Source organism: Streptomyces sp. E2N166, assembly GCF_003671715.1.
Lineage (GTDB): Bacteria > Actinomycetota > Actinomycetes > Streptomycetales > Streptomycetaceae > Streptomyces > Streptomyces thinghirensis.
The window spans coordinates 1,710,785-1,714,938 of sequence record NZ_RAIF01000032.1; the positions used below are offsets into that span (position 1 = coordinate 1,710,785).

General features: G+C 72.8%; 6 protein-coding genes. 3 read left to right on the top strand and 3 right to left on the bottom strand.

The annotated features are described in order from the left end of the window. Window positions 1-141 precede the first annotated feature (141 nt). Window positions 142-1,338, top strand: a complete 1,197-nt coding sequence (locus tag EBH09_RS34760) for a globin domain-containing protein (protein WP_121750767.1) — start codon at window positions 142-144, stop codon at window positions 1,336-1,338. A 64-nt stretch (window positions 1,339-1,402) separates the two neighbouring features. Here EBH09_RS34760 and EBH09_RS34765 read toward each other — a convergent pair whose 3' ends face one another. After that, entirely contained in the window at window positions 1,403-1,753 is a 351-nt protein-coding gene (locus tag EBH09_RS34765; RefSeq protein WP_121750768.1) for a hypothetical protein, read from the bottom strand. 159 nt (window positions 1,754-1,912) lie between these two features. On the opposite strand from EBH09_RS34765, the gene EBH09_RS34770 reads away from it, so the two are divergent. Further along, a complete protein-coding gene (locus EBH09_RS34770; RefSeq protein ID WP_121750769.1) occupies window positions 1,913-2,596 on the top strand; it encodes an adenosylcobinamide amidohydrolase in 684 nt (227 codons plus the stop codon). Window positions 2,597-2,665: 69 nt separating this feature from the next. Here the strand turns inward: EBH09_RS34770 and EBH09_RS34775 are convergent, their stop codons facing one another. Continuing rightward, complete coding sequence (locus EBH09_RS34775) at window positions 2,666-2,926, bottom strand: hypothetical protein (RefSeq protein ID WP_121751160.1); 261 nt, start codon at window positions 2,924-2,926, stop codon at window positions 2,666-2,668. A 136-nt stretch (window positions 2,927-3,062) separates the two neighbouring features. Next, window positions 3,063-3,746, bottom strand: a complete 684-nt coding sequence (gene snpA, locus EBH09_RS34780; protein WP_121750770.1) for a snapalysin — start codon at window positions 3,744-3,746, stop codon at window positions 3,063-3,065. Between the two features lie 226 nt (window positions 3,747-3,972). Here snpA and EBH09_RS39595 point away from each other — a divergent pair. Beyond that, window positions 3,973-4,154 (top strand): LysR family transcriptional regulator (locus EBH09_RS39595; protein ID WP_238697529.1); only part of this gene is annotated, 182 nt, incomplete at its 3' end.

Sequence of the window (4,154 nt, forward strand, 5' to 3'; positions counted from 1 at the left end):
GCCCGGTCCTGATCGGACTGACGGACCGCCCCTCCGGGGGGTGACGGGCGGCCTCGGGCTGTCGGCGGTCGACCGCCGGGTCGTCGAGCCGTAGAGCCGTGAGTCAAAACACGAATATCATCTACCAATTAAGGAGTCGCTGTGCTCTCCGAACAGTCCGTCCCCGTGGTCCGGGCCACCCTTCCGGCGGTAGGAGCGGCCATCGGTGACATCACCGCGCTGTTCTACCGGAAGCTGTTCGACGCACACCCCGAGCTGCTGCGGGACCTGTTCAACCGCGGGAACCAGGCCAGCGGGGAGCAGCAGCGGGCTCTGGCGGGCTCCATCGCCGCGTTCGCCGGCATGCTGGTGGAGCGCCCCGACGCGCGTCCGGACATCCTGCTCTCCCGGATCGCGCACAAGCACGCCTCCCTCGGCATCACCGCCGACCAGTACAAGATCGTCCACCGTCATCTGTTCGCCGCGATCACGGAGGTGCTCGGCGACGCCGTCACCCCCGAGGTCGCCGCCGCCTGGGACGAGGTCTACTGGCTGATGGCCAACGCCCTCGTGGCCATCGAGGCCCGCCTCTACCAGGAGGCAGGGGTCGCCGAGGGAGAGGTCTGGCGCCGCATGGAGGTCGTCGAGCGGTGCGACGAGACCCCCGAGGCGGTCTCCCTCGTCCTGCGGTCCGCCGACGGCCCGCTCACGAAGCCGTTCTGCCCGGGCCAGTACGTCAGCGTCCAGTGCCGACTGGCCGACGGCTCCCGGCAGATCCGCCAGTACAGCCTCTCCGCCGCGCCGGACCGTACCGACCTGCGCATCACCGTCAAGCACGTGCGGGGCGACGGGCAGCCGGACGGCGAGGTCTCGTCCTGGCTCCACGCGCACGCACGCGAGGGCGACGTGCTCACCGTGTCCGCGCCGTTCGGCGACCTGGTGCTGACCGAGGACGACGGCCCGCTGCTGCTGGCCTCCGCCGGAATCGGCGTCACCCCCATGCTGGCCATGCTGAACCACCTGGCCGCCTCCGGCGCCACCCGGCCGGTGACCGTCGTCCACGCCGACCGCGACCCCGCCTCGCACGCCCACCGCCGGGAACAGCTCGACCTGATACGCGAGCTGCCCGACGCCCGGCTCCACCTCTGGTACGAGGAGCCCGGCGACCGGGCGCCGGAGGCTTCGGCCGGCCACGCGGACATCGCCGGCCTCGAACTGCCCGAGGGGCTCACGGTCTACCTGTGCGGGCCGGTGCCCTTCATGCGCGCCGTCCGCGGCGACCTGCTGCGCCGCGGTGTGCCCGCGGCGGGCATCCACTACGAGGTATTCGGACCCGACCTGTGGCTCGGAGAGCGGTAGCGGGGGAGCGGTCGCGGCCCGTCTCGGCCGGGCACGCGCCCAGCGCGGGAATTCCGCACCGGCGTTAGGCCGCTGCGGTGAACGCGGTGGTGATGGCGGTGTCGACGCGGGCGTGCACGACCAGCCGCGGGCCCGAGGTGCCGGAGTTGTTCTCCAGCAGCCGACGGACGGGCGCGCTGTGGGTGACGACGCACATCAGGACGCCGAGGCGACGGCACCACTGGTGGGCCCGGAGCACGGCGCTGACCGAGGCGGGGCCGGCGGCCCGGTCGGTGAGGACGATGACGACGGGGATCGGCTGATGGGCGTCGACCAGGTTGGTGATGTGCGTGGTCAGCGTGGCCCGCCCGTCGATTCCCGGGTCCTGGTCCACCGTGATGACCAGGACCCCGTGCTCCAGGGTGTGGGAAAGCATCGCGGCCTCCGATCCGACGCCTGGCGGCGAAGTTGTGTTCAGTGAAGGCGCCCGGTACCGCGTTCGCAACGCGCCCGCGGCCGTGCGCACCGCACTGAGTACGATCGTGCGGTCCGCCGACCACCTCCGTACCCTGATCGACGCAAGGAGCCCCGACCCTTGTCCGCCCTTTTGCCCCCGCCCCGTACCGGGCCCCGCCTGCTGGACCCGGAGCGGCTGACGCGGGTGGAGGACGGCGAGCGGCTGCACGCCCTGCTGTGGTGCCCCGGACCGGGCTGGCGTATGGCCAGCAGTGCCGTGCTGGGCGGGGGGATCGCCGACCGCGCCTGGGTGCTCAACGCCCAGGTCGCCCACGGCTACCGGCGAACCGACCCGGCGCGGCACCTGGCCGGCCTGGCGCGCGCCGCCGGTGCCCGCGGTCCCGGGGTGGGTCTGATGACGGCCGCCGACGTGTCCGCCTTCGCACGGGCGCGGGACGGCGGCGTGGAAGCCGTGGTGACCGCGGGGATCTCGGTACGCGGATGGGCGGCCTCACCCGAACAGGGTGCCACCGCCCCCGCCGCACCGGGGACGATCAACATCGTCGCCGCGGTGCCGGCCGCGCTCAGCGACGCCGCCCTGGTCAACGCCGTGATGACGGCGACCGAGGCCAAGGTCCAGGCGCTGCTGGAGGCGGGCCTCGACTGCTCCGGCACGCCCACGGACGCGGTGTGCGTCGCCGCCCGCGCCGAGCGGTCGGGAGCCGGGGCCCACGCCTTCGCCGGCCCGCGCTCCGAGTGGGGAGCCCGGCTGGCCCGGGCCGTCCACCGGGCCGTACTCTCCGCGCTGCCCGCCGGCCCGTGAGCCCGGCGTCGTCACCAGGCCCCGTGAACCCCGGCCCGGTCCGTCACCAGGCCGGCGAGCCCCGGCCCGTTACAGCGAGGTCCTGCGCCGCACCGCCACCACCCGCAGGGTCAGCGCCACGGCCAGCAGCACCCAGGCGACGGCGCAGTACGCCCACGCCGTCGCGCCCCGCGCGAGGTCCACGGCGCTCCACACGGCCCACAGCGCGAGCACGACGCACAACGCCGTCCACGCGACGTCGGCGAGGCGGGTGCGCAACTGCGCGCGCTGCCGGGTGCCCGGTTCCAGATCGCCGAGACCGTTGCCGGTGGGTGCCTGCCGCTCGTTCACGTCGGACTCCTTCAAAAGTTCGCAGAAGAGTGAACTCCGGGTACCCGCGGGGACGTTGCACAAGCGGAGAGAGGGTGTACGGGCGTGGGGGCGGCCCGGTCCGGGCCGCCCCCACGCACGCGTCCGCCTCGGGCGATCAGCGCTGAGAGGTCTTCTGCAGCGCCTTGTCGAGAGCGGCCTTGAAGCCGTACGCCCACAGCTGGTTGACCCGGCCGCGCTCGTTGGCGTTCGGGTAGGCGTTGGTGCAGGACGGGCCGGGGCCGCCGCCCGACATCAGCTCGCTGCACGGGCCGGAGTAGTGGTCGGGCAGACCGAGCACGTGCCCGGTCTCGTGGGCGGTCACGCGGGTCGAGTCGTACTGCTGGTTCTGCCGGTAGTCGAGGAAGATGTAGCCGTTGCCGTGTCCGTCCGTGGAGGCGTACGAGCCACGCGAGTCGTTGCCCTCGTAGTACGCGAAGTCCGCGCCCGAGCTTCTCTCCGCGAGACGCACGTTGGACACCGAGCTGTTCCAGATCTGGGTGGAGCGGGATATCTGCGAGCGGAAGCTGGGCGCGTTGGTGGCGCTGTAGTAGACGGTGACGGCGGCCGTCGAGGTCGGGTTGGCGGCGCGCTTCTCGGCGACGGACTTGATGACCGCCTCGAAGAACGCCCGGTTGGCGGCGGCGTCTTCGCCCGAGCCGGCGGCGGGCTGGTAGCCGACGTGGGCGCCCTGGGCCGGCGCCTGGGGAGCGGCGGCCGTCGCGGCGGGACCGGAGCCGAGTACGGCCGCCGTCAGGCCGAGGCCGACCGCGGAGGACAGAAGGGGCAGGCTGATACGCATCGATGACTCCTTGTGGGGGAGTGGGGAGAGAAGTCGTCACCGGTGAGTGTGGAGCGCCCACGAGCCCGCTGTGATGATGGCAACAGGTGATAGGGCGGGGCTATCACCCACGGGGCCATCGCCGCGCGGCCGCCCGGAACAGCTTCGACCGGAGTGCAGAACTCGCCCTGATCCGCCGCGTTTTGTTCACCTGGCGCAACCAATTGTTCCGCCCTACGCTCCCTGCATGGAGCTCGAGGTGAGGCACCTACGCGCACTGTGCGCCATCGCCGACGCCGGCAGCCTGCACCGGGCGGCACGCCAACTGGGCGTCGCCCAGCCCACCCTGAGCACCCAGCTGAGCCGCATCGAACAGGCCCTGGGCGGCCCGCTGTTCACTCGTGAACGCACCGGCTGCCGACCCACGCC

Bases quoted from the DNA above. Each gene is read 5' to 3' on its own strand.
- EBH09_RS34765 (WP_121750768.1), bottom strand. From the start codon at position 1,753: ATGCTTTCCCACACCCTGGAGCACGGGGTCCTGGTCATCACGGTGGAC.
- snpA (WP_121750770.1), bottom strand. From the start codon at position 3,746: ATGCGTATCAGCCTGCCCCTTCTGTCCTCCGCGGTCGGCCTCGGCCTG.